At 65.7% G+C, this 23,699-nt stretch carries 28 protein-coding genes; 18 read left to right on the top strand and 10 right to left on the bottom strand.

Translation table 11 applies throughout. The features are described 5' to 3' along the window. Positions 1–74 precede the first annotated feature (74 nt). Complete coding sequence (locus DBR36_RS00940) at positions 75–1,355, top strand: hypothetical protein (RefSeq protein WP_108317166.1); 1,281 nt, start codon at positions 75–77, stop codon at positions 1,353–1,355. A gap of 592 nt (positions 1,356–1,947) precedes the next feature. Here the strand turns inward: DBR36_RS00940 and DBR36_RS00930 are convergent. Continuing rightward, complete coding sequence (locus tag DBR36_RS00930; protein WP_146185153.1) at positions 1,948–2,208, bottom strand: hypothetical protein; 261 nt, start codon at positions 2,206–2,208, stop codon at positions 1,948–1,950. A 315-nt stretch (positions 2,209–2,523) separates the two neighbouring features. Between DBR36_RS00930 and DBR36_RS00925 the strand changes: the two genes are divergently transcribed. Then, positions 2,524–2,946: a hypothetical protein gene (locus DBR36_RS00925; protein ID WP_108317163.1), complete on the top strand. Its 423-nt coding sequence runs from the start codon at positions 2,524–2,526 to the stop codon at positions 2,944–2,946. A gap of 318 nt (positions 2,947–3,264) precedes the next feature. Here DBR36_RS00925 and DBR36_RS00920 read toward each other — a convergent pair whose 3' ends face one another. Beyond that, entirely contained in the window at positions 3,265–4,077 is an 813-nt protein-coding gene (locus DBR36_RS00920; RefSeq protein WP_108317162.1) for a GIY-YIG nuclease family protein, read from the bottom strand. Positions 4,078–4,226: 149 nt separating this feature from the next. Between DBR36_RS00920 and DBR36_RS00915 the strand changes: the two genes are divergently transcribed. The 5 genes from DBR36_RS00915 (at position 4,227) to DBR36_RS00895 (ending at position 7,578) form a co-directional block, all read left to right on the top strand. Then, positions 4,227–4,925, top strand: a complete 699-nt coding sequence (locus tag DBR36_RS00915; protein WP_181373430.1) for a TIGR02391 family protein — start codon at positions 4,227–4,229, stop codon at positions 4,923–4,925. A 9-nt stretch (positions 4,926–4,934) separates the two neighbouring features. Continuing rightward, a complete protein-coding gene (locus tag DBR36_RS00910; RefSeq protein WP_108317161.1) occupies positions 4,935–5,822 on the top strand; it encodes a hypothetical protein in 888 nt (295 codons plus the stop codon). A 143-nt stretch (positions 5,823–5,965) separates the two neighbouring features. Further along, positions 5,966–6,295 (top strand): hypothetical protein, encoded by a 330-nt coding sequence (locus tag DBR36_RS00905; RefSeq protein ID WP_146185152.1) that lies wholly within the window; start codon positions 5,966–5,968, stop codon positions 6,293–6,295. A gap of 207 nt (positions 6,296–6,502) precedes the next feature. Next, the gene (locus tag DBR36_RS00900; RefSeq protein WP_108317159.1) at positions 6,503–7,033 is read left to right on the top strand and encodes a DUF3846 domain-containing protein; all 531 of its coding nucleotides are present in this window, start codon (positions 6,503–6,505) and stop codon (positions 7,031–7,033) included. Next, entirely contained in the window at positions 7,030–7,578 is a 549-nt protein-coding gene (locus DBR36_RS00895) for a DUF3846 domain-containing protein (RefSeq protein ID WP_181373429.1), read from the top strand. Before DBR36_RS00900 ends, DBR36_RS00895 begins: the two co-directional genes overlap by 4 nt. A 103-nt stretch (positions 7,579–7,681) precedes the next feature. On the opposite strand, the gene DBR36_RS00890 is transcribed toward DBR36_RS00895, so the two are convergent. Further along, complete coding sequence (locus DBR36_RS00890; RefSeq protein WP_146185150.1) at positions 7,682–8,290, bottom strand: uracil-DNA glycosylase family protein; 609 nt, start codon at positions 8,288–8,290, stop codon at positions 7,682–7,684. 111 nt (positions 8,291–8,401) lie between these two features. Further along, positions 8,402–8,968, bottom strand: a complete 567-nt coding sequence (locus tag DBR36_RS00885; RefSeq protein ID WP_108317156.1) for a helix-turn-helix transcriptional regulator — start codon at positions 8,966–8,968, stop codon at positions 8,402–8,404. Positions 8,969–9,081: 113 nt separating this feature from the next. On the opposite strand from DBR36_RS00885, the gene DBR36_RS00880 reads away from it, so the two are divergent. Further along, positions 9,082–9,276 carry a hypothetical protein gene (locus DBR36_RS00880; RefSeq protein WP_108317155.1) on the top strand — a complete coding sequence of 65 codons (195 nt, stop codon included), beginning with the start codon at positions 9,082–9,084 and terminating at the stop codon, positions 9,274–9,276. Here the strand turns inward: DBR36_RS00880 and DBR36_RS00875 are convergent. Beyond that, positions 9,273–10,535: a site-specific DNA-methyltransferase gene (locus DBR36_RS00875; RefSeq protein WP_258222495.1), complete on the bottom strand. Its 1,263-nt coding sequence runs from the start codon at positions 10,533–10,535 to the stop codon at positions 9,273–9,275. The genes DBR36_RS00880 and DBR36_RS00875 overlap by 4 nt on opposite strands. A gap of 219 nt (positions 10,536–10,754) precedes the next feature. Between DBR36_RS00875 and DBR36_RS00870 the strand changes: the two genes are divergently transcribed. The 6 genes from DBR36_RS00870 to DBR36_RS00850 all read left to right on the top strand — a co-directional run bounded on the left by DBR36_RS00870 (position 10,755) and on the right by DBR36_RS00850 (position 18,123). Beyond that, positions 10,755–12,557 carry an ATP-binding protein gene (locus DBR36_RS00870; protein ID WP_108317153.1) on the top strand — a complete coding sequence of 601 codons (1,803 nt, stop codon included), beginning with the start codon at positions 10,755–10,757 and terminating at the stop codon, positions 12,555–12,557. A 41-nt stretch (positions 12,558–12,598) separates the two neighbouring features. Continuing rightward, positions 12,599–13,966: a hypothetical protein gene (locus DBR36_RS00865; protein ID WP_108317152.1), complete on the top strand. Its 1,368-nt coding sequence runs from the start codon at positions 12,599–12,601 to the stop codon at positions 13,964–13,966. An 11-nt stretch (positions 13,967–13,977) separates the two neighbouring features. After that, the gene (locus DBR36_RS00860) at positions 13,978–15,057 is read left to right on the top strand and encodes a DUF3644 domain-containing protein (RefSeq protein ID WP_258222494.1); all 1,080 of its coding nucleotides are present in this window, start codon (positions 13,978–13,980) and stop codon (positions 15,055–15,057) included. A 63-nt stretch (positions 15,058–15,120) separates the two neighbouring features. After that, positions 15,121–15,435, top strand: coding sequence for a hypothetical protein (locus tag DBR36_RS17140; RefSeq protein ID WP_146185148.1), 315 nt, complete (start codon positions 15,121–15,123; stop codon positions 15,433–15,435). 102 nt (positions 15,436–15,537) lie between these two features. Beyond that, positions 15,538–17,145, top strand: a complete 1,608-nt coding sequence (locus DBR36_RS00855) for a hypothetical protein (RefSeq protein WP_108317150.1) — start codon at positions 15,538–15,540, stop codon at positions 17,143–17,145. 507 nt (positions 17,146–17,652) lie between these two features. Beyond that, positions 17,653–18,123: a hypothetical protein gene (locus DBR36_RS00850; protein ID WP_146185146.1), complete on the top strand. Its 471-nt coding sequence runs from the start codon at positions 17,653–17,655 to the stop codon at positions 18,121–18,123. Positions 18,124–18,178: 55 nt separating this feature from the next. Here DBR36_RS00850 and DBR36_RS17135 read toward each other — a convergent pair whose 3' ends face one another. From DBR36_RS17135 to DBR36_RS00835, 4 genes are all read right to left on the bottom strand, one after another. Continuing rightward, entirely contained in the window at positions 18,179–18,496 is a 318-nt protein-coding gene (locus DBR36_RS17135) for a helix-turn-helix domain-containing protein (RefSeq protein WP_146185145.1), read from the bottom strand. Between the two features lie 206 nt (positions 18,497–18,702). Next, entirely contained in the window at positions 18,703–18,909 is a 207-nt protein-coding gene (locus DBR36_RS00845; RefSeq protein WP_108317148.1) for a hypothetical protein, read from the bottom strand. 100 nt (positions 18,910–19,009) lie between these two features. Then, positions 19,010–19,651, bottom strand: coding sequence for an asparagine synthase (locus tag DBR36_RS00840; protein WP_258222493.1), 642 nt, complete (start codon positions 19,649–19,651; stop codon positions 19,010–19,012). 57 nt (positions 19,652–19,708) lie between these two features. Next, a complete protein-coding gene (locus tag DBR36_RS00835) occupies positions 19,709–20,137 on the bottom strand; it encodes a YdeI/OmpD-associated family protein (RefSeq protein ID WP_108317147.1) in 429 nt (142 codons plus the stop codon). 251 nt (positions 20,138–20,388) lie between these two features. On the opposite strand from DBR36_RS00835, the gene DBR36_RS00830 reads away from it, so the two are divergent. Genes DBR36_RS00830 through DBR36_RS00815 form a run of 4 tightly spaced genes read left to right on the top strand, consistent with a single transcriptional unit; the run spans position 20,389 to position 22,870 of the window. Beyond that, on the top strand, positions 20,389–20,799 hold the full coding sequence (locus DBR36_RS00830) for a DUF4383 domain-containing protein (protein WP_108317146.1): 411 nt from the start codon (positions 20,389–20,391) through the stop codon (positions 20,797–20,799). A gap of 2 nt (positions 20,800–20,801) precedes the next feature. Then, positions 20,802–21,332 carry a hypothetical protein gene (locus DBR36_RS00825; protein WP_108317145.1) on the top strand — a complete coding sequence of 177 codons (531 nt, stop codon included), beginning with the start codon at positions 20,802–20,804 and terminating at the stop codon, positions 21,330–21,332. 51 nt (positions 21,333–21,383) lie between these two features. After that, positions 21,384–22,316, top strand: coding sequence for an oxygenase MpaB family protein (locus DBR36_RS00820; protein WP_108317144.1), 933 nt, complete (start codon positions 21,384–21,386; stop codon positions 22,314–22,316). Beyond that, positions 22,313–22,870 carry a DUF1992 domain-containing protein gene (locus tag DBR36_RS00815; protein ID WP_108317143.1) on the top strand — a complete coding sequence of 186 codons (558 nt, stop codon included), beginning with the start codon at positions 22,313–22,315 and terminating at the stop codon, positions 22,868–22,870. Before DBR36_RS00820 ends, DBR36_RS00815 begins: the two co-directional genes overlap by 4 nt. 37 nt (positions 22,871–22,907) lie before the next feature. Here the strand turns inward: DBR36_RS00815 and DBR36_RS00810 are convergent. Next, positions 22,908–23,699 (bottom strand): CoA ester lyase (locus DBR36_RS00810; RefSeq protein ID WP_108317142.1); only part of this gene is annotated, 792 nt, incomplete at its 5' end.

Here is a 23,699-nt window from a genome sequence, read left to right as displayed (position 1 = left end):
TGCTTGCTGGGTGCACGGCTGCGCCGAGCCCACTTACGGTCACCTCTGAGACGTCATTCGACTTTGCTGATGGGATGGCGGCCGACGTGATGTTTTGGGTGCCGCTTGACGCGCCGATCGAGGATATGGAGATTGGGTCGAGCACTGCGTACGCATGTGCGCCGGAGCTGACGTCGTGGCTTGCCGAGAACGGCACGTTGATCACGACTCCTCAAGCGGTCCTGATCCGCAGTTCGGCAGATGAGCAACTTGACGTGCAACTGCGCGCGCAGGGTTCATTCCGAAGCGCTGACCCAGGATTCGTCGTGCAATGCGGAACGCCCGGCATTAGCGGAGGCGAGGTCTTCGAAGGTGAACTCGAATGGAACCTGGCGCTTGTCCGCTTTGCTGGAGATAGCGTGGAGGTGCTGGAGGCGACTGACGAGGGCCCGAAGCCCATGCACCTCGCAGTTGACGGTGCTCAGCCCGCTGGAGTGCTCGCGCTCGTCCAAGGCGAGCAGGCGTTCGAGGGCCAGCTCGTCGCTTCGACGGAGGGCACGCGGGAGGTGGCGGTGCCGCTACGCGGTGCCGACGAGGAAGCCACGACCGAGATCTATTGGCCGGGTATCCCGCCGTCGGGCACGCTCCGCGTCGCAGTTGCGGCCGACCCGTACACCGACGAGATTGCATTCCTCTGCTCGGCAGCATCCGAAGCCGCGTACGCTGCGTCGCAGTGCCAGTCGAACAGTGGGCCGGTAGACGAGCAGATTCGCGCTCAAGCGGTGCGCTACCGTGACAACTACGACCGTGTGCAAGAACGGGAGCGCCTCCGGACGACCGAACCGCAGCCGACCACAGCGCCGAACTCATCCACCACGTTGACCCGCCTCGACCCGTGGGCTGACCCCGCTATGGCCGACAAGGCCATCTACGGGGTCGCAGACGGCTGCTACCGCGACGGGTATCGCCTCGACCGGGTCAATTGCTCGGCTAGCCTGACCTGCTACCTGAACCCCGACGAGTCGCTCGGCGCGTGCTATCTCACCGACAGCTGGGAGGTCTTCACGCTCGACGGAATCAGCGAGCTCCCGCCTGACCCCGATGCTGCGATGGACGTTGAGATGCTGCGCCTCACGGACGGCAGCGTCTGCCGATTCAGCACCGGCGCGGGCCCGAATCCGCCCGCGGGCTTCGATGGATGGGTGGGGAGCTGCCACGATGGCCACGACGTGCTTTGGGCACAGCACAGGGACGAGACACCGCTGGAACAGGCATTTCTCTTTGGGCCTAAGCAGCCAGGAGGACTGCTCCAGATCGCGGCAGGCCATGAAGGAGAGACGCCTTCGTTCTACGAGGTCGCCGAGATCCTCTACTGAGTCACGGCTGCATCCCTCAACCCGCGACAGGCGCCCGAATCAACCAAGCAACAACGCGAGCGTCTTCGTCACTGCACTAACGCGGTCGGCCCGCTCGAACGGTCCGGGCGTGCGAAACAGCGCCCCGCCCCACGGCGTCGGCTCTGCCCGGAATCCGACGACGCTCTTGCCACCCATGACGGCGTCAGCAGGCTGCCTGAAGACGCAGACAACCAGCGGCACCGCGTCCCTGCGTAGCACCTCGACGAGCGCACTCCGGCCGAATGCGAGTTCCGCGCTCGACAGGTCCCCCTCCCACGAGTCGGTCGCTTGACCGGGTCAGTCCACCCAACACCGGACGCGAGAGCGGACTCCTCAAAGTACGTGTCAGGCGCGGGGCTGTAGAGCAGACCTGCTTTGGTAAGGCGGAGGAGCTGCCGCCGACCGGACGCACCCTGATAGTCGTGTCCGATCTCGACACTCTTCGGGGCGGGATTTAGCCCCACGATCATGGCTCTCGTTTCGTCGGGCCAGATATCTGCGAGCGTAAGGATCGGATCTCCCATCCACACGGCGCGCTTCTGAGAACCTATAAGCGGTCCGCCGGAGGTCGTCACAAGCTCCACCTAACTGCCAGTCCGGCGACGATGAGCTCTTCGGTCGCGGCGGCGAGATCCTCGTCGCTTTCGTAGGCGTTGTCGTAGGAATCGATGGGCCACCCTTGCTCCGCAATCAGCAGCGCGTAAAGACCGCGAGCCATTAGGAACAGACCCTGAACCGCCAGCACATCCGGGGAGATCACGACCTCAGCGGCGTCGACGACCACCCGGCGCAACCCGTTCGCGGCAACGAAGTCCGATGGTCGCTCACTCACCCCTGGAACGTACCGCGAGAATGCGATCATAAGCACCAGCAGTAGCGTCGCCGGCAAGCGGCGAGACACCAATAGGTATTGACAAATACGTACAAATATGCGACAATTCATGACAGTTGAAGCTCGTATCTGACACGCGACGCCTCAACAGAACGCCGCCGACACCTCACACGGTTTGCTCCGCGATCGGGATAGCTCCTTTGACCCGTCTCTCGGGTGTGGGAGCGATGGCATCACTGCGCGACGCGCAGAGGAATGGTGCCATCGCTCCTGCAACCGCAGGAACTGGGGAACCCGAATCCACTGGGGAGAACTATGAGCATTGAGACGAGCCCGCGTACCGGGCCACGGACGATCTATCGCGACGAAGACATTGTGGACGTCCGAACCGAGCAATACCGCATCCATCAGAACGGAGGCGGCCTTGTGGCTCTCACGGCGCACGTGGCAGCGTCCGTCTACGTCGCCCAAAGAGCGATTATCAAGGATCGGGCCATCGTGGTCGGATCGGTTCGCCTCTTTGACCGCGCCGTGATCGAAGACAGCGCCGTCGTGGCCGATTCCTGCACGCTGAGAGGCGATTCAAGCGTCGGTGGCGAGGCCATCCTTCGCGGAAGTGTGCAACTCAACCACGAGGCGCGTGCGGATGGAAATGTGAGGCTAAGTGGAGGACTGCAGTTGCAGTACTTCGCGCGAGTCAGCCAAGGCAGTTTCGCTGGTGGTATGACCGTCCAGTGAGAATGTCATTACCTCGAGCCCGCCTCGAGCGACAACAAGAAGAGCCCGCACGGGCGATTCGTCGCTCGGCGGGCTCTTCTCATCTGCGCCTCGTTACGAGGCGGGCGAAGGCATCTGTCAGTTGGCCCGCAGACTTGCGTCGTCACCGTTGAAGCTCACGCCGGGGACTTCTAAGATCGCACCGCCCGCGTCGCCGCTGACGTTGCTCGTGCATGTTGGCTCTTGCCATGCGCCGGTCACCAGGACTGTCGTGCCACCGAAAGTCCGGATGTATATCTACCCGCGCAGTTTCGGCAGGCGCTCATCTCGCGGCGGCGTTCAGTTCCGGTTCAGCCCGCGCTGAACCGAGTCGAGCGCAACCTTGAAGTGGCTCTCCGCCGCGTTGATGTCTGCCCTCGGTGTCGAGGGATCGAACACGCGAAGTAGGGAAAAGCGGAAGCTGCTGGGATCAAGCGTCTTCAGTTCCACATTGCCGCCGTGTCCGTTGGTGGCGTAGGCGTGCCAGCGCTGCCGGATACTCTCTTCACCATCCGCCTTGCCAACGTAGTGCCGGCCGTCTCGGGTGTCCGTGATGAGGTAGATCCCGAAGACCGAGGAGAGCGCGGTTCGCCACGACGCGTAGCGGTGCTCACGCATGACGGCCTGCAGCTGCACATGGCTGAGGATGAGTCTGTCGAAGCCCGGGAACGGAATGGGTTCAGCGTCCGCGATGCCAACGACCGGGTAGCTCGCCGCAGTGGTGGCGTTCATCCGCCAGGTTCGCGGCGACTTCCACCCGATCACGAGGCGACCGCGCAGGTCTTCCATGTGCTCGGTCTCCGCGATGTCGAAGGTCCGTCGGATATCGTCGCGGGAGACCTCTCCGTGGTTCTCCACGACAGACCAGAGCCGCGCTTGATCGCCGCCCTCCTTGATAAACACGACCCAATACCGCGGTGGCAGTGCCGGGAACCGCCTGGTGTCAGCGGACTGTGTCCCTGTGTACGAGAAGATCTCGGCATGCGTCGAGTCCGCATGCAGACCGGTGAGGCCGCTCTCCTCGGGCTCTGTCACAAATGCGTGCCGGATCACGAGCGCCTGTACGGGGTCGATGCCGGCGTCAATCAGCAGTGGGCCAAGCGTCAGTGGCATGGGCGGGTCTCCTCGTCAGGCGCTCACTCACGCTATCCGGCCACCGACCTAGGGTCGCACACCGATGTGCGCGCACATCTGCTTCGAGTGTCCGCGTTGAGCAATACCCTGATCGGCATGAGTCCCTCATCTTGCGAAGCATTTCCATCGTGACTGCCGCCGATGTACGCGCCCTCACGAACGAGGAAGTGGTTGCACTTCCTGTCGACCGCCTGGCGCTGCTGGTGCTCGACGATGCCCTCCGGGTCGATACATGGAACTGGCGCAACTGGGCGCTCGGTTTCGCTCAAGATCGCCCCCGCGAGGGGTTTACTGACGCGCAGAACGCGATCGCCGAGGCCTGGGGTTGGCTCGCAGCGAAGGGGCTCGTCTCGACGAAGGGTAACTCCTACGATTTCCATGACTTTCACGTCACGCGCGCCGGCCACGAGGCGCTCGCTCGCGGCGTCGCATACGTGCGCGCCGTGATTCGGCTCGACGTGGAGCTGGTCGAACCGCTCGAGCAGAAGGTGCGCCCGCAGTTCTTGCTCGCAGACTTCGAGCTCGCGGCCTTCGCAGCCATGCGCGAGGTCGAGATCGCCGTCCGGGAGCGAAGCGGGCTTGGCGGTGATCTGGTTGGGGTGGCGCTCATGCAGCAGGCGTTCCGTGACGGTGGCCCGCTCCATGACCCGGAGGTGCATTCGGCTGAGTCCGTCGCACAGATGAACCTCTTCGCCGGTGCGATGGGGCTGTTCAAGAACCCGCCATCTCATCGGCGGGTGGACTACCAAGATCCGGTGGAAGCGAGCGAGGTCATCCTGCTCGCGGACCTGCTGCTGCGGATCCTGCGTCGTCTGGGTGCGGAGTAGCGGGGCGCCATGCTGACCATGGAGGCGAGAGACCGCCAGGAGCTCACCAGCGGGCTGCTGCGTGTCGTCCTCGCGTCGCAGCGCCTGATGCGCGAGGCGCTCGACGCGGAACCGCCGCCAACCACGTCCTGGGCGGGCAAGATGACGACGGATCCGCTCAACGCCGAGCCGGGCTGGGATCGGAATCTCCCGTTCCGCACGGTGCAGCTGGCGCTTCGCACCACCACCGAGTCCGCCTGCCAGCACGGGCTTGCGCTCTTCGAAATGTGCCGCTCGAAGCGTGAACTGGCGGTGCCGCTTGCCACCATTACCCGTGGCAGCATCGAAGTGCTCGGCCGCGCCTATTGGCTGGTCACAGCGCCCGCGATGGGCGACCTCGTCAGCCGGATCGCCTCGCTCGAGTTCTATGACATGGAGTACCCCGCGAAGTATGGGCAGCGGCTCCGTCGCCTCCCCATTGAAACGGAACCCACGACACTCGTCAGCGAGTACCGCGAGGAGCTGAAGGCGTGGCTCGGCGCGCGTGGGCTCGCGCTCGTGAAGCGAGGCACGACGGCTCTCGCCACCGCGCTCCTTGAGGTCTCCTACGGCGACGGCCGTGTCGTCTACTCCGACCTCTCCGCCGCCGCGCACGGCCAGGGCTGGGCCACCGCCAACTTCTACAGCTTTGACACCACCCGACTCGAGCGCGATGACACGATGCTGCTCGCGTACTGCATGTACCTGATTGAATCCATGCGCACCGTCGCGCTGTGCCTCGCCGTCGCCTTCGGCGCTGCCGATCCCGACGTCGATAGGTGGCGCCAGGCGATGGATCAGGTGGACGAGATGATCGGCGCATTCGTCAAACCCGCGCCCGATCGAGCTGAGCGCCGAGCGGCTGCCGGGTCCAGCTAACAGAGGTAGACCGTTGTGAAATACGCAACGGGTGTTGACTTTTCAGACCGCTCGTTCATAATCGCTCATCCGCCTCGTCGGGCTGCGACGCAGAGAGGACCCCATCCGGGGGTCGTCCGTCGCTTCCGATGAGGAGGCTCAGCATGGCTGAGAACGAACTGCCTGAGGTGCCGGCCACGGCTCTTGGGCCCCTGCGGACATTGGCTGTTCGCATCACCGACGGCCTGCGGGCCCAGCTGGACGTGATCGCCCAGCTGAACGACCGCACCGTCACCGAAGAGATCCGTCTGGCCCTGGAGTCCTGGATCGAGGCTTCCAAGTCCGATCCGAAGGTGCTCCAGCGCGCCGAGACGGTGCGGGCCGAGATCGAGCGCGAGGCACAGACCAAGCAGAGCGCGATCGAGGCCATCTTCGGCGCCGCTGATTCCGGGGCGAAAACTCCGTCGAGTCGCGGAAAGGCTGCTCCCGCGTAGGCCGAGATTCGTCCGCGCTCGGTTGAGCGGCCAGCACTCCCTCCCCGTCACTGGGGGTTCGGGAGAGGGACAGCTGTCCCGGAGGTCGAGTGCTCTCGCGCACTCCCTCCGGGCAGTTGCCCATACCACCCACCTCGTTGCTGCCCCGCGACTTGTCAGAGAACGAACAGAGTTCTCGGTCGCGACAACAGTAAGGAGGTGGGGTGCATGGTACGCAGCATCGTCATCCCGCACGACCCGGCCCGCTCACCGCGGCTGAGACACCTGGCCACGGCCAGCGAGTTCCAGGCCGCAGTGGACGGCTGGCTCGAGCCCATCGAGATGCCGACCCTCGGCGTCACGGTCTACGTCAACGAGGCAGCCCGCCGGGAACACCACCCGATCAACTGCCGCGCCATGGCGCTCTGGTGGCTCTACAGCGCCGAACCGACGGAGTACCCGATTTTCCTCGGCGACGTCGTGCTCACCGGCACCGGCGCCGAAGAGGACGAGGTGCTGCTCGAGCAGATCGTCCGCGACGTCTTCGAGGAGCGTGAGTTCGTTGTCCAGGTCATGCCCCACGGGCGTGGCCCCTGGCAGGACTCGTTCGCTCGCTTCACGGATGTTTTCGACGCCGCCACCTGGTGCATGCTCCTCGTGAGCACGCTCCGACCCGGCGCCGGTGTTCGGCTGCAGAGTCGGGCACCCGAGCGTGATGGCTCCGCCCGTCACGATCGAGGCGGTGACGCATTGTGGTGAGGGCGCTGCGTATCCCGACCGATGCTGCCGACCCCCTCACGGAGCTGGAAGTCCACACCCTCGAGGACTACCAGGCCGCGGTCGGCGGCTGGATCGAGCCGGTCGACATCCCCGACCTCGGGGTGACGGTCTACGTCCACGAAGAGGGTCTGGTGCTGGGGTTGCCGTTCAACTCTCGCGCCACGTTCCTCTGGTGGTACTACGTCCCCGAGGCTCGTCAGAAGGCGATGCTGGTCGGGTCAGCGCTCGTCGTCGGCCTGCCGGATCGAAACGGTGACAACACGGACATCCCGCGAGACACCGCCGCGCTGCTCGGTCAACCGGGGAAGTGGCGCGTCGAGGCAAGACCGAAAGCAGAGCCCGCCTGGATCCAGATCCCCGGCACCTACAACGACTACTTCGAAGCACTCGTCTGGGCCATGGTCACGCTGGAACGCTGGACCGCCGCAGAAGACGTTCGCGTCGTCCCTGTCGGAACTGGGATCACGACCGTGCCGATCCGTGCGAGCGACGGGGCCGATCTGGAACACCCACCCGCCGTCTGACGGATTCAGACACACAACCCAGGGCGGCGACTGCCCGGACTTAGAAAACCACGAGTTCTCGGTCCGGCGCGGTCGCCGCCTCTTTCATATCCAGGAGTCGTGCTCATGGTCTCGACGCGACGGACCAATCGAAAGGCAGTTCGCCGTGGCTGGTCAGGAAGTCGTTCGCATCATAGAAGGGGCGGGAGTTCGCGAAGAGAGGGAACCGATCCGCGACCTTATTGCGAGGCGTGGGGTGGCCCGCAGCCTGGACCGCGCTCGGATCCCCTACAGCAGTGCGAAGGTCGTGCGCCTTACCTCCTAGGAGCAAGAACGGGATCGGCCTGCCCGTAGCACTCACTGATGCAAGCGTGGCGCGCAGTAGCGACCGCCAGGTAGTGCAGCGACTACTCAAGCTCGTCGGGCTGAGCGTGAGCGCGGCGTTGAGAAGAAGTGCCCCCCGGGCTGCCCACTCTTCAAGGTTGCCGTGATCGGGAGCGAGGAATGAGGGGTCTGCGCTGAGGTTCGCGTAGATTGCCCGCAGGGCGTCGCTGACGGCGCCTTGCGGGCCGGTGGAAAAGGCGACGCCGGTCGCGTGCTTGGCGCTTGGGTACGGGTCCTGCCCGACCACCACCACACGCACCTTGGCGAGCGACGTCAGCTCGTAAGCGCGAAAGGCGGCAGCTTCGATCGGCCAAGTTCGTGAGTGATCTGCGTAGGCGTGGGCGACCATGCGACCGAGGGTCGCCTCGTCGATCCCGTAGGACGCAAGCGCACCCGCCCACTCCAGCGGCAGCCCATTGTGTGGCACCTACGCCCCCTCTCCGGACGCCTCGAGCGAGGCTCAGATCCGAGCGTCGCCGTCCAGGATGTCGTAGACCTTCGCGAGTGTTCGATCGTTGGCCGTTGCAAGGAGGGAGACGATGTAGCCGAGCTCGACCGCCCGGTTCTCAGAAGGAAGCTCGGCTTCACTGCGACGCACTGCGTCCCGCCGCGCCTCAGCGTCCGCCTGGAGATCGATACCGCGACGACGGGCTTCGCGGATCCGACTCGCGAACTCGATGGTCACGGGCTCGTCGCTGTAAGGAGGCATAAGGATCAGGTCGGGGCGATCGCCACCCGGCTGCAGTCTCCCCACCTCGCCGTCGATGCCGTACACGTCAATGAAGGCGCGCATCTGTCCGAGGGCGGGGCTGCGGCGCCCCAGTTCGATCAGGCGCAGGTACTCTGTTGACACTTTGAGTCTGGCAGCGGCCTCGCTGCGCGACAGTCCAGCGAGTTGGCGGAAGTCTGCGAGGATCCGCCCGAGCCCCTCGTTGTCGCGCGTGCGCTCCGGGCCAACGATCAGGTCTGCAAAGGTCGGGTCCTCGTGCTCTGGTCGATCGTCGCCGTCTGCGTAACTTTCGCTCATGGAAGCAAGTTACCAACAACTGAAGTAGTTGTCTCATGTTGCGCGCAAGTCTCCGGTGACCTACGCTTCCAACTAAACACGTCCAACAAGGGACAACTACTGAGAGGAGTTGGATGATGCAAGAGATCAACCTGAACGAGGCGCTCGCAACGATTCGTCGCGTCGCGTTCTACATGAAGCCAGCAGCCACTGACACGGCAGTCGTGCGCGCCGCAAAGGAGGGCTTCCGTCTGTCAACGCTCCTGATGCTTGCGACGGTCGCGATCGTCGCCGTGGCGCAGCCGGATCAGTCGCTCGCGGTGGGTTAGAGCTCTCCGGTCATCGGGAGTTCCTGATGAGTGGATGCGTCCGTAGCTGCGGCGAAACCGCTTTGCGGCACACTACTGATCGCTGCTTCCGCGATGCCGATGTACTGGGGCGAGACATCGATGCCGATGAATCGGCGCCCCAACGCGCGAGCGGCGACGCCCGAGTTACCGCTCCCGACAAATGGGTCAAGTACGAGGTCATTCGGCGCAGTACTCAGCGCGATGCATCGACCCGGAAGAGCTGTAGGGAACTGCGCGCCGTGTCCGTTCTTGCCGCTTGAGGTGGGGAGCACCCATACGTCTGCCAGCTTGTCGGACTCGTAGCCAATATTGCGGCCACCGAGCGCTGGGGTGACGCGGCGATACGCCTCGCGGTCGAACTTCGGTGTGCGTGTCTTTGTCAGGTGGATCACGAACTCAGAACCGCGACTGACGCGCGAGTTCTGCGGTTCCGGCATACTGCTCGTCTTCGCCCATGTGATCAGGCTCTTGACGAAGAGCCCAATCCGGCTCGCCCGCTGCGCGATCTGGACGGGGATCATGCTCAACTCGCCGTCCTTGAGGTAGGAGTGGCCGGCGCTGTAGCGGCGTGCGGCGTGGTCCGCCCAAGACTTGGAATCCTTGCCCTGCATCGCGCGGAGCGCCTCGGCGGCGTTGCCTCTGATCTGCGTGCGGGTGTTGTACGAGTCCATGATGTTCCACCAGATAGAGCCATCATCTGCAAGCACATCGCGCAGCTGGAACAGGATCTGGACGGAGTGGCGGATGAACCCTTCGGGTGTCTGCTCGTGGCCGTAGGCGCACTCTTCCCCGTCAGCCCAGTGCACGAGCTTCGAGTCTTTGTAGATGCGGAGACCCCAGTACGGCGTCGACGTCACCACGCACTGAACGGAGCCCGGCTCCAGCAAGTCGAGCGCCTCCGTGACGTTGCCCTCGATGAGGAGATGCGCGGCCGTGGTCTGGTAGTCGGCCGCAGGCGCCTCGCGTTCAGTCGTTAGGTAGTCCAGCACCTTGCTCCGGGGCAGGAAGGTCTCGCTGAAGGCATCCTGGTCGAGCAGAGTGAGCACGTCCTGGACGGAGAGCTGAGCGCGACGGCCGAGGACCTTCGTGATGAAGGTGGGTGCCATTCCGACGAGCGGTGCGACCTCCGCGATGCTGAACGTCTCCTCGCGGGACAACCACGCCGGACGATTGAGGGCGGCGACCGGGGTCTGGGGCTTAATATCGGGGAGTTGGACCCCTTGCTTCAGCGCTACCACGCGAGGTCGGTCTGGTCCCATAGTGTCCACCTTGCCATTACTTGTTGACGGGAGTTGGACCCGGCGCCGTGTTGCGAAAACCGTGGTCCGGCTCATTGAACCTTGGGCCGCCGACATTTGCCGCTCGAGCCCCGGAATCATGGGAGCCGGGCCATGTCGGGAGCCACCGTTAGACTCTGGAGCCACTAGTCAAAGTCGAGTGCAGAGGTGGGCGCCAAAATGACACGAGTCTCCGAGGAGGCGCTCGAAACTGCGCTACATCAGCTCAGCGAGCACGTCCGCCGAACGGCCGACTCGAACTGGACTCAGGCGTTCCTCGCCGGACGTCGCATCGCCGCCGCTCCCTATGACTCTTCGACGCGAGGTGCCGACCGGGCGGTGGCCGACCTGTTTACGCTCGTTCCGGACGTACGAACGGGCACGCTCAACCCATTCATCAATCTGAGCTCAACGCAGCGTTGGCTCAAGAACGAGCAGGCGGGCCGCTCGACAGTCTGGAACAAGGCAACGCGTGGCTACACACAGACGCTGCTCTTCAACGACAACGGGGCCGGCGGCGACCGCCACATCGGCAATGGAATCCGCGCTGACGCGATCGATGTGCTGCTCGGTGAGTACCAGGCTCTCGGTGTCACCGGGCCAGCGGGGCCGGCGCTTGCCGTACTACTCACACGTGATATCGAATGGACATCCGAGCCGTCGACCGTCGAGCTCCAGACCTCCGCGGCTGACAAGCTCGGGCTCTCGCTCGAGGAGTACGAGCGCTTCACCACCCCGACGCCCCTTGGAGTCCCGGTCCTCGGCTCACCCGAGTGGTCAGCCACCCTCCTCGAACGGTCGTCGTTCGGGCCCCCTCCTGATGTGCAGCCGGGCACCGCGGCAGTCCAGGGGCATGGTTACGAAGAAGCTCCGATCGAACAGATCACATCGCTGATCGAGGAGTTCAAGAAGTTCGCAACGGCCTATGGGATCACTGCGAGTGACGGTGACATCCATGATCTGCTCGCGTCGACGCTCGGCAGTCAGTTCGTGCTTATGGCCGGCCCAAGTGGAAGCGGAAAGTCGCTGATCGCGTCTGCCCTCGCCGCGTTCTTCGCGAAGAAAGACCGTCGTACTCGCCTCGAGGGCAGCCGCTTCCTTGCTCGCCAGGAAGAGTTCCTCGGCTACTACTCGCATCTTGCCGGACAGCAGTTCATCGCGCAGTCGCCCCTTCTGGATCTGCTGCCCCTCGGGTCGACTGATGAGCGTAAGGATGCGCCCATCGTGATAATTGAGGAAGCGAACCTCTCTCCCATCGAGGGTTACCTCTCCGCGCTTGTGCACGGCCTGGGTGGTACGGAGGCCGGCGCGCTCGACTTCCGTCTCCACTCGCGGAGTGACGATGTGTCAACGATGGACGTTGACGTGACGGTGCCCTCGAGGCTGACGCTCGCACCGTACCCGCGCTTCTTTGCGACGATCAACGTGGACGCCGACTCTCCGTCGCCCGCACGCAAGGTCGCGAGTCGTGCGTGCGTGATCCTCACCGATACGCCCTCAATCGAGGAGGCACGTGTGTCGGCGGACATCCTGTCGCAGCCCTCGATGGAAGAGGCGGACGGGCCGGCGAGCACCACACTTGGGAGGCCGTCCTCAGCCTTCGCTCGGTACAACGAGTCAGGCTCCGACGTCTACGAAGAGGCTCTTCTCCGCAGGGGAAAGCAGCTGAGTGAGGTCATCGGTACAGAGGCGGTGAACTTCCGCTCCTATCAGAAGGCACTCTTCTACATCGCCTGGTACGTGGAGCTCGCCGGTGAGGATGAGCCGCAGCCCGATAGCGTCGTCGTCGCGACTGCGGTCGACAACGCGATTCTCCACTTCGTCTTGCCGACGTTGTCAGCGCACCAGTTCGCCGCCGCTATCGAAGGCCTCCCTGACATCGCGCCCACGAGCGTCCTCGCAAGCCGCGTGGATCGCCTGAAGACTGCGCTGCAGGGGCAGACGTTCGGCCCTTCGCCCGACTTCTGGGGAGCGTTGAGCTGACTCGTCTCGACTACCTCCGAAACGGACGCGCAATCGTAAGTGTGCGGGTCGAAGGCCGCCCACTGACACCCGCGCTTCCCTACGGACTGGCAATTGAGGCATACGGCGACGACCTACAGATCGTCGAGCCCGCGGATCGGTCGTTCGCGGGCCGTCTCGTTCTCCCTTTCCTCGCCGGACGCGAGTTGCGCATGTTCGACCTCGATGTGCCGTCGAGTGGCAACTTCACGGCACTGGATCTCGAGAAGCTGTGGGAGGCGGGCCGTGACCTTGCGAGCTGGCGGTCTCGCCTCGCGCTCACAAGCCCCGAGGACGCGTACGCAGAACCAGAGGCGATCGGGCGCACCCGGATCCTCGCCGACTGGCATGCGCTTGAGTTGTGCGCGTTCGAGGCGAAGCGGCTGCTGAATAGTTGGCCGATGAGAATCGGGCGTGAGCTTCGCTGGGTGCCCGTAGGAATCGGGGGCGGTTTCGAAGACCTGGGATATACAGAGCGTGAGGTAACTCGCGTTGGCTACCTGTCTCAGCACGAGGGGAACACTGCGGTGACGCGCTCTGCGCGGTGGTTTGGTCGGGGTGAACGCATCACGCTCTCGGCGGTCTCTTCACTAGCTCTCGAGGTCGCGGGCCTCGTGCAGACCACGTTGGGTGACGGAGATCGCCGGGCGCTGAGCCGGATCACGGGACCGATCAATCACGTTGGTCTACTCGCGGCCGCCCCACCGCATCAGGCGGATCCGGATCCTTCGTCCTGGCCCCCTGCGTTCACACGATTTGCGGCGGCATGCATGCGGGTGCTCACCGAACTCCTCGCGCGGCAGCGCGGTGACCAGGCGGTGCCGCTATTGGACACCGACGAGTTGTTTGAGGCGTGGCTCGCCGTCACCGTGCGGGATCGTGTGAGTGAGCGCCTGGAGTTGGCGGCGTCGGTTAGTGAGGGAGCGATCGCGTCGTGGGAGACCGACGCGATGACAATCGACCTGCTAGTAAAGCCAGCGATCGGGCGTGCGACTGAGATCGGGCAGGACAACTTCCGAGCGCTTGTGGCAAGCACACTCCTGCCAGACGTCGTAGTGACCGCAACCCGTGGCGACTTCACCGAGGTCGCGGTGCTCGACGCGAAGGCGTGGGCAAAGATGCTCCCGGAGGACGTGCTCTCTGAGAGCGCCAAGTATCTCTACGGGATCCGGAGAGTGGGAAGTGACCGCGTGCCGGCCATCACTTCCGTGCACATCGTGAGCTGCGCAGCGCGCCCCCAGATTCCATCTGCCGACGACGCCAAGATTGGTTTCGTTCACGCCACGCCCACCGCCGGGGAAACAGATATGAAGATCGCCATCGATGATGTGCTGGCGGCCCTAGCTTCTGCCGTCGAGCATCGAGAACAGGAGGCGTCGCTCCTCACCTGAGCGCGAACGACATGCCTCGCCCCGCTCGCTGGATCAGTACCCTTCGTGCGTCGATCGACGAAGCCACGCTTGCAGTGCGCCTCTACAACGACTCCGGTCAGAGCAGAGCGTTTGAGGGATTCGTCGTCCACATGCACCTTGCGTGGCTGTATCTGCTGCAGGCGCGCTTCGCCCGTGACGGCATTGACTATCGCTACAGGCGGCCGGACGACCCGCGCCGGTTCGTCGTGGTCGATGGCGAGCACAAGCGATGGGAACTTGCCAAGTGCGTCGCGGAACGGTGGACGAATGCTGACGATCCCGTCCGTCGAAACCTCGAGTTCTTCATCGCGCTCCGAAATCGAGTAGAGCACCGGCATGCGTCGACAGATCGCGATCTTGGTCTCACCGTCAGCGGTCACGCCCAAGCATTCTTGCTGAACTTTGAGGATGAGCTCGTCAGCACATTCGGCGCCAAGTACTCGCTGGCGGAGATTCTGAGATTTCCGGTGTTCGTCGGCACGTTCACCACCGACGGTGAGCAGGCGTTGCTCAAGTTGCGCGACCGCCTGCCCGCAGACCTCAAGCGGTTCATCGCGCAGTACCATTCCGGCCTGCCTGAAGCGACAGCTGCCGATTCTCGGTTTGAGCTTCGTCTGCGGGTCGTTCTTGAGATGGCTTCCCGTGATGCTGATGCCATGTCGATGCAATTCACTCGCTGGGATGACATGACCGAGGAGGAGCGATCCGCCGTAGCCGAGATGGGCCGCCGTGGACAGACCATCGTCCGCGAGCAGAGCCGTCCCGTCGTGGGGCATGGGCTGCTTCGTCCTCGTGAGGCGGAACTCAAGGTCGCGGATGCGGTTCCGTACCGCTTCACGAGCCACCATTTCCTTCGGGCCTGGCAGATCAAGAAGATCCGTCCGGTGAATGGCAGCGACAAGCCCGAGCGTACAGACGAGAAGTACTGCATGTACGACGCGCTGGGCCGTGGCTACGGGTACACGGAGGCGTGGGTGAAGTACCTCATCAAGCAGTGCTCAACTGCAGAGGGGTTCCAGGCCGTCACTGGTCGGTCCGCGGAAGCCAAGGGCGCCTCCGGGGGGCAGTAGTCACGGCCGCCGGTGCGCGCCGGTCAGACGCCGCGGCCCAGCCGATCCGGCAGGATAGAAGCCATGGATGGCGGACTATTCGATCTCGACGATTCGGTGCCCACAGAAGAGCAAGCGGCGCCGACGCCGATGACCGCACTTCAACGACAAACGATCCGCGACTTGTTCGCGCAGATCGGCGTCGTTGAAGCCCGAGCGCAGTTCGACGTAGTAGCCGAGCTGACCGGTGTCCGGATCGGGTCTGTGGCAGAGCTTGAGGTCGGTCCGGCTAACGTGCTGATTCAGATGCTTCGCAGTCGGGCGGCGTGGTCGGGACGGCCCAGTACCGGCAATGCATGGGCAGACCGCGAAGAAGACACTTGGATCGATCGACTGTAGAACCCGCTGTCTCGGGGCAGTCGATAAGCTCGGGCGAAGTAGCGGAGTCCCTGCGCGGTCTGAAGCCACGGGACGCTCTCTGACACGCGAAAGGCGGCGCTGATGCACCTTCTGTATGTGGTCGACTTCGACGTCTCTTCTGTACGAGAGGGAGACTCTGCCTTCGGGCTACTGCTTGATCATGTCGCGCACTGGCTGAGCCGAGGAACTGAGGTCGTCGTCCTTGTGTCGGATCTGCTCGAGTCAGGAAGTGCGACGCTACCCCCAATTGAGGTGGGTGAGTTGATCATCTCCGACCGCATTGCAGTATGGGAGTCGATCGCAGTCGGTGCAGACCGCGCGATGAGGCTGTCGGTGCAGCAGACGCTCGAGTCCGGAGTCGAACTCACTACCCGCGTCACGGTCAGTGAAGTTGCGGGCCGCGTGAGCTTCCGCGCTGGTATCAGCAGGGAGTACCTCGGTGGAGCGCTGACGCCGGTTCGCAGCACAAGTGTTTTCCAGCCCGGCATTGTGGGGTCAGTCGCGCGGGACGAATCGCTACGCCTCAGTATCGGTGGGCAGCATGTCGATCAACGCTTCCAGATGGTGCGGGATGCAGATGAGGTTGGCGCTCTGGTGGCCGCGTTGAAGTCACCTTCACGCCTGCCGATTCTGTTGGTGCACAGCAGGTCGACGGAGATCCGAGACGCTGCTTTCGTCGCAGCCAGCAAGCTCATTGGGCTCGCGAGAGTCGTCACGCTCACCTACTCGACTCGGGAGGCACTCCAAACCGCCATCCCCGGGCTTCAGGTACCCTTTGGTGGCGCCCGACTCGTGTGGTCCGATCTTGCGGCGCCCGGCATCGACGTTACGGCCGCGCAGGTGGAGGCTGCGGCGGACCGCGAGGTGCTTCGTAATCGTCTGATGCCTAGACTGGCTCCCGTCGCGGCGCTTACCCGCGGTGTTGACGAGGGGTGGCGGCGCGCTCGTCAGAAAGTCCAGCGGGCCGCGCGTGCTGATGCCGATGCGCGCGTTCGTCTTGCTCGAGAAGCAGCCGATATCGGCGCCGAGCGAGATGCCTTGCTCGCGCAGGTGGCGATCTTGGACGCCGACCTCAACGAAGCTCAGGAGCTGGCGGAGTCGTACGCCCACGACGTCGAAGCCCTCAAGGCGCGCGCCGATACAGCGGAAGATCTGCAGGCACAGGTGGACTACTGGAAGGGGCAATACCTCGCGCAGTACGAGCCCGTCGAGGAAGCCGAGACAGACCCCTGGGAGGAGATTCTTCCGTTGGTGGAGTCGTCCGACCCCACGGATACTTTTCTAGGGCTTACGGATGCGAGTGACTCTCGTATCGTCTTCACCGAAGCAGCCGGGCGCTCTTGGAAGAAGATCGCGTACCCCGATCCCACCGATATGACTGAGGCGCTGATCGCGTTGTCGCGGGCGGCGCAAAAGCTCTACAGCGACGACCCAGGTTCAATCGGGCACATCGACGACTGGTTCAAGCAGAACTTTGGTTTGAACGTCTCGACCGCCGACGACACGATCGAGAAGAACAAGTCACTGCGCTACTTTGACTTTGACGGGAAACGACGCGACCAGGTGCCCCACGTCAAGGTGCGTGACGCAGTCAAGCCGAACGAAGTCGGGCGAATCCACTTCGCGTTCGATAAGGACGGGCGGCGGCTCATTGTGAACCACGTAGCGCTGAAGCTCTACGGAATCTGACCGCCGGGGATTTCACGCAGAACCTGCTCGACATGTTTGGCTGACTCGAAACCCATGGTGCTCCTCTGGCAATCTGATCTCAGCGTATCGATGACCACCGACGCGACCGACCTGCGGACGGTCGTCAGTTCGTTTGGAGGCTGAAGACTCAGCGGTTGCGACTCGCTGGTAAGCGGCCATGCGTGCCACGTCCAGAGGCCGCGGGCGCAGCTCTTTGGTGACTGTCCTCGTGTCGTACCCGACCGCGATGGCGATCTTGCGGAGCGATGTTCCTGCCGTTTCAACCGGGGGGCTCGGTCGACCTCGTCCGAGAACATGCTGCGGCCCCGTTACGGGTGCGAAGCGACCGCGGGGAGACCGCTAATCCAATTGCCCAACCTGTTGACAATATAGTACATATGTTCTATAAATAGATGGTCATCGAGACCTGATGCTGCCTAGCTCCTGCGACTGGACATCTTCAGGTCTCTGATGAACAGTGACCTCGCTTACCCCGCGACTCGGGGCATGAAGCTTGAGGAGTCACTTATGTCGTCACACGCAGAGGACGACGGATCTGCCCGCCTGGCCCAGATGGGCTTTCAGCCAGGAGAACCGATCCACGATTGGGTGATCGATGAACCTGACAAACTGTTGGACAGAATTCAGGAATCGTTGTTCACATCGACGTACTCGCGTATCGTTCCGATCTACCTCACCAACGCCGGCAAGTCCGCCAGGATCCCGGTCGTTGTTGTGAAAGCCGAAGCCCGGTACGACGCATTCGGTTTCGTGCCAGGTTCGACTCCGGTAGGAGATTGGGAAATCCCAGGCTGGTACCTCGAAGGCTGGGTGGTGAGATCCGGCTTTGACACCTTCGAGGACATTGTCCGCGTACGAATCGTCTGGGACGACCCGATCGTGAACGATTCGCTCCTCTGGCAAGCCATCCCAAACGAGCCGAACACGAACGCGTCGTTCGAGGTCGTCGATTGGTGACCACACAGCTCCTGGCCGAGGTAACTAACGTCACCTCGGCCAGGAGCTTCTTTCCTTATCGACTTCCCGCGTTACGAGCTCTGATCTCAGCGGCCACAGTCCTTGCGTGACAGCCAACAGCGATCGCGATCTTGCGGAACGAGACTCCTTCGGCGTACAGCTCCGCCGCACGAGCCAACGCCTGTTCACTCAAACCCTTCGGTCTCGTCGGCACCCCGGCGCGCTTGCGTACATTCTGAATTGTCCACTCCGTGACGCCGAAGTCTCGAGCGATGTCGACAGGGCGATCGCCGGCCTGGTAGCGGTGGAGGATCTCGTCGCACTGCGCGGGTTTGAGCTTCGAGAACGACGTGCGAGCCGGCTGGTCGTTCACAGGGGTGCGCTCGACTCGCTCGGAAGTCGCTCGCTTACAGAGGTCACGGATCTTCTCCACCTCTGTTCGAGAATTCAAGTAGCGTCCCAGTAGGCGCACACTGTGTTGAGACAGTGACAAGCCCCGGCTGTGAAGAAATTCCAGCCGGGGCTTTTTCCGTCTCCGGATGCCGTGCGCGCGGCCTCGTCACCCCACAGCAGTGCCGGCTACGCGGATTCTTCGCCCGCGTGAGCGGCATCCATCCTCGTCGAGTGCAGCTGCAGGATGGCGACCGCCTCGTGGAGCGAGCCGAGCGGCGTCTCGATCTCGTCGTAGTGATGGACGAAGCCGTTCGCGTCGCGCGCACTCACCGCCACGATCGCGTAGCCGGGGCGCGCCACGCGCGTCGTGCGTCCGAACCGTCGTCGCGCCATGGGAACCGCCTCTCGTCGCCGCCGAGGCTACCCACATCGGCGCCGGAGCGACCGACGACACCCGGACGAGATGCCACCCGGGCGGGCGTGGGACGGGGACTCAGCGCGAGGCGGACTTCTTCTTCTTGCCGCTCTTGCCCTCGGCGGGCGGCTCGTCGGTCTCGACGTCCGGGGTCTCGTCGGCGGCCGCCGCCTTCTCTTTCGCCCGACGCTTCGCCTGCGAAGCGAGGCGGGCGAGGTCGACCATGCGCAGGGCGTCCATGCGCGCCTTGCGCATCTGCGCGTACTCGGGATCGGCGTCCGCCGTCATGCCCTCGACGTCGAGCCTCTTGGTCAGGTTGGCCTCGACATCGCCCCACGCGGCGATCCGCGCATCCGCGACCAGCTCGGCGACCCGGTCGGGGTCGTCGGCGAGTGCCCGCAGCTCCTTCGCGACACCGCGCGACTGCTTCGCCCGGCGACGCAGGTTGCGCGTGTCGCGATCGCGGTAGTCATGCGTCCCCGACGAGTCCGAGAAGCGACCCCAGGCGCGCTTGCGCTGGTGCGTCACGCGCTCGGCGGCCTGATCCTGCTCGTCGGCGAGCGCCCGGACGGTCGCGCGCGCGTACTCGCCGAACACTTCGCCGTCGAAGTGCCCGCCGCGCGCGATGGTGTCGACGAGGATGCGGTTGCGCACCGCGAGTCGCGCCGCCGCCGTCGCGATGGACAGCCCTTCGGCGATGGCCTCTTTCGTGCGCCCCACGGGACCTCCCGCTCCAGGCTATCGTCCGGCGGGGTCGAGACGCGGTGCCGGCGGCGCTCAGGTGAGGGCGGCGACGACGGCCTCGACGCGGCGGGTGCGCGTTTCGGCCGCCTTCGCCGACGTGACCTTCGTCACGTGCGCCTTGCGCGCGCTCGGCGAAAGGGCGTCGAAGGCGCCCCGTGCCCCGGCCGCCGCCAGCGCCGCGGCGAGGTCGTCGGGAATCTCGACCGTGCGCGGCGCCGTGTCGAGCGTCAACTCGACGGTGATGGCATCCCCGCCCGCGAGACCCGTCGCCGCGCGCTTGTCGGACGAGAACGGGATGAGGAACCGCCCGCCCATCACCCCGATGGTGCTCTGGTAGGAGTAGCCGTTCACGTCGACCAGCACCGCGGGGCGCTTGCCGCCGCCCAGCTGCTCCACGACGTCGGCGGGAACCTCGATGCCGGTGTTGTTGCCCGTCTGCGACAGGGTCGTCTCGAAACGCATGCGGCGAGTGTCTCAGAGCCGCGATTACGTCACCACCCCGAAAAGCGCAATCCCCTCCGATCGCACCGGGGCCGCTCGTACCGTCGGAATCGTCGCGGAGGGCCTCGGAGCGTACTCGGGGGCCTTCTGTCGTATCCGGGTTCTACCCGAAGACGGCCCCTGCCCGCAAAGGGCAATCCGAACAGCGCATTGTCTCCGAAGATGTGTAAAGGCGCCCGAACGGTCGCTGTCAACACACTGGGAGGTTCACCATGAGCTCTTCACCCAACCGTCTCGTCGCCACCATCTTCGGCGCCGTCTACCTGCTCGTCGGTCTGCTCGGATTCGCCGTCACCGGCGGCGTCGGCTTCATCGCCACCGAGGGCGGACTGCTCCTCGGCATCTTCGCGGTCAACCCGCTGCACAACATCGCGCACCTGCTGATCGGTGCCGCGCTGCTCGTCGCCGGCTTGGCCAACGCCCGTGCCGCCAAGGGCGTCAACACCACGGTCGGCGCCGTCTACCTGCTGCTCGGTATCGTCGGCTTCTTCCTGGTCGGCACCGCCGCGAACATCCTCGCGCTGAACACCGCCGACCACTTCCTCCACCTCGCCAGCGCGGTCGTGCTGCTGGGTGTCGGTCTCGGCACCGAGCGCAGCATCCCGCGTACCGCGGCGGTCTGACGATGACTGCCGCGACCTTCGTGAGGTCGTGGCCCTCCGTATCCGCGTGGGGGGCCGGCCTCATCGTCGCCGCCCTCGGCGCGGGTGCGGTCGTCCGTGCCGATTCCGGGGCCGCCGCGCGCGGCCTCGGAATCGGGATGGTCGTCCTGGGCCTGGCGGGCCTGGCGTGGGGCGCCGCCGCCCTGTCGACCGGACGCTTCGTCCTCCCCCGGGCGACGCTGGCCGGCGTGCTGCTCGCCCTCGTGGCGACCACCGGCTTGATGTTCCTCGCCCCGGCGCACACCAGCATCATCGGTGTGGCCGCGGCATCCGTTCTGCTGGTCGTCGTCGGAGCGACCGCCGCGACGCATCTGCGTCGTCTGCGCCGCGACTCCGGCGCACCCCGCACCGCGCAGCCGATGAGCGTGATCGGCCTTCTCGTGGCCGCCGCCGTCGTCGCGGTGCTGGTCACCCCCGCTCTCGGCGCCACGCAGGACGCCGTGCTGTTGCGCGACGACGGCACCGTTCCTGTGATCTCGCACGAAGGTCACTGACCCGGCCGCCCTTCCCGCGCCCACCCGCTCAGACGGTGGCACGCTGGAAGGGTGACCGACGCGACCTACCCCTCCGCTCCCGGCTGGATCCAGTCGTTGCGGGGCAAGATCCTCGTCGCTCTCGCGGGCGACCCGACCGGCATGGCCCCGTACGTGCGCGCCATCGCCGACGGGGACGACACGGGCTACTTCGCCGAGAACGGCCCCGCGTGGACCGTGCACGCGGGGATGGGGACGCTGGTCGCCGGCATCCGCGCCCTTCTCCTGCAGGCTCTGCACCCCGGCGCCCTCGCGGGCGTGCACGACTGGTCCCGCTACCGTGAGGACCCCATCGGACGCCTCACGGGCACGGTGCGCTGGGTCATCACCCTCACCTATGGTTCCCGGACGCAGGCGGATGCCGAGACCCGCCGCGTCGGACGCTTCCATCAGCGCGTGAAGGGCGAGTACCGTGCCGGCGACGGCTCGGAGCGCGCCTACACCGCCGAGGCGGCCGACCTGGTGCGCTGGGTGCACCTGGCGTTCACCGACGCCTTCCTGGCCGGGCACGAGGTGTCGCGCCAGCCGATCCCCGGCGGCGCCGACGGCTACGTCGCCGACTGGGCGACAGCGGGACGGCTGATGCGCGTCGTCGATCCGCCGCTCACCCGCGACGCTCTGCGCGCCGAGATCGACGGCTTCTACGACCGGGGCGAGCTGCGCGGCGACGAGCGAGTCGCCGACGTCGTCCGCTTCCTGCGCAAGCCGCCGTTCCCCGGGGTGATGGGCCTGTCGTACCGCGTGCTGTTCGCCGCGGCCGTGGCGACCATCCCGCGCCGCTACCGCAAGATGCTCGGGGTCAAGCGGTGGCCCCTGCCCGTGCTCGGACTGACACGCCTCGTGCTGCGCATCACGGAACGTGCCCTCGGCTCCGGACCCCGCGCTCAGGACATGGCCCGGGTGCGTCTGCGCCGCCTGGAGCGGGAGACGCCGGAGGCGGCATGAGCGACGATCCCCGCCAGGCGGCCGAACGCTACCGCCTCGACCGCGCGCTGCGCGGGGCGGGGCTGGAACCCGAGCCCACACGCTCGGCACCGGAACGCGGATCCACCGCGGCCGAACGTGCGGCGTTCGTCGAGACGGCGATCCAGCAGGCGATCCGCCGCGGTGAGTTCGACGACCTGCCCGGCGCCGGAAAACCCCTCACCGGTCTCGGGGAGTCGCACGACCCCGACTGGTGGATCCGGCGCAAGATCGAGACCGAGCAGCTCACCGGCCTGGGGCCTCCGGCCCTCACCCTGCGGGTGGAGTACGCCGAGAGGGCGGAGCGCATGGATGCCATCGCGCGCGAGGCCGAGGTGCGCGACGCCCTCGAGGACTTCAACCGTCGGGTGATCGAGGCCCGTCGGCAGCTGCTGGGCGGCCCGCCCGTCGTGACGCCGACGGTGGACGTGGATGCCGAGGTCGCGGCCTGGGCCGAGCGACGCCGGGCCCGCGAGGCGGCCGCCGCGATCGAGGCTCCCGCGCCGCGGCGGCGATGGGGCCGGCGCAGGCGCTGAGGTCCTGAGACGTCGAGGAGTCCGGGGACCCGCGAGGTCAGAGCGCGGCGAGGGCCTCGGCGCGCTCGACCAGGGCCCGGGCCCGCGCCAGCGTCGGGGCGTACGAGCCGTCGACGGGACCGTCGGGCGTCGCGCCCAGCAGCGCACGGGCCCGCTCGACCTCGTCCGGCGCGGGGGTGAACCCCGCGTGAGCGCCCGCGACGGCGGCATCGTGCAGGGCGAGCGTCCCGGTGAAGCCCATCGCCACGGCGTGCGTCGCGGCATCCCGCGCCTGATCGACCGGGCCGCACGGGCCGTCGATCGGGCCCGCGATCCCCGCGGCGGCCGAGGCGACCACGAGCTGCGCCCGCGGCCACGACAGCGCCAGGCGGTCGGCGCCCATGCCCGTGTCGCGACGGAAGTCACCCGTTCCGAACGCCAGGCGGCGCGTCGCGGGGTGGGCGGCGATCGCGGGGGCGACCAGCAGGGCCGCCGCCGACTCGATCATCGCGACCACGGGGACGCCCTCGGGAAGGGATGCCGCGACGTGGGCGACGTCGTCGGGTCCGGCGCACATCGCCAGCACCACCCCGGCGAGTCGATCCTCGAGCTCGCGTCCGAGGGCGAGATCGTCCTCGCCGTCGCGCGTGCCCGCGGCGCTGATGCGCAGCCACACGGGCGACTCGGCGGCCGCCCGACGCGCGCGATCCCGTCCCTCGGCCTTGCGACCGGCGGGCAGCCCGTCCTCGAGGTCGAGCACGAGCACGTCGGCCGCGGTCTCGAGGCCGCCCGCGAGCGGCGAGCGGAGCATCCACGTGCGCGCGAGCGCGACACGCGCAGGGGCGGGGGC

This window comes from Microbacterium sp. HMWF026, assembly GCF_003061325.1.
GTDB classification, from domain to species: domain Bacteria; phylum Actinomycetota; class Actinomycetes; order Actinomycetales; family Microbacteriaceae; genus Microbacterium; species Microbacterium testaceum_E.
This window is presented reverse-complemented; position numbering and strand designations above follow the sequence as displayed.